Source organism: Pseudomonas sp. 05N434 (genome assembly GCF_056396965.1).
In genome coordinates this window covers 1-705 of record NZ_JBFTMK010001006.1, presented here as the reverse complement: position 1 = coordinate 705, position 705 = coordinate 1, and the positions used below count along the sequence as shown (strand labels likewise).

Annotated in this window: 1 pseudogene; it reads right to left on the bottom strand. The window is 61.4% G+C overall.

Going from position 1 to position 705, the window contains the following annotated elements:
- A pseudogene (locus AC1DLB_RS31370) lies at positions 1–705 on the bottom strand (type IV secretion protein Rhs); the annotation flags it as partial.

Sequence of the window (705 nt, the reverse complement as noted above, 5' to 3'; positions counted from 1 at the left end):
GGGTGTGTAGTCCAGCCGATAGTGTTCGCCGGATTCGTTTTCGATTTCCGTGAGCAGCAGCTGCGCATTGTCATAGCGGTACTGGAGCTGGGTGCCGTCGGGATTGATCCGGCGGCTGACCAGGTGCAAATCGTCGACGTATTCGTAGCGGGTGATGCGGCCCAGTTCGTCGCGTTCGGCGGTGATCTTACCGTAGGCGTTGTAGCTGAACCCACGGGTGGCGCCGGTCGGCAATGTCGCCTGGACCAGTCGGCCGACGGCATCCCATTGATACTGGGTGAGCGCACCGTGTTCGTCCTGACGAGTCGTCTGCCGCCCCAGCGCATCGTAGGAAAACGCTCGCTGCCCACCATCTGGCAGTGTTTCCTCAAGCAACTGGCCCAGGGCATTCCAGACGAACACATGGCGACTGGTGTCCGGGTAGCGGATCGACAGCAGCCGGCCTTGTTCGTCGTAGTGGTAATGGGTGACCTGACCGTCGGGATCGGTCGCCTCGGTGACATCACCCTGGGCATTGCGCTGGTATTTCCACACCGCCTGACCGCGATAGCGCGCATGCAGGAAACCGTTGCGATACTCGTAGGCCGTCGGTTCGTCTTGCGGTGGAATCAGCGCCACCAAGCGTCCGACGTCGTCGTAACGGTATTCGGTGACAGCGCGGAGCGGATCCTGCTCGGCAATCAATCGACCCTGCTCGTCATAGGC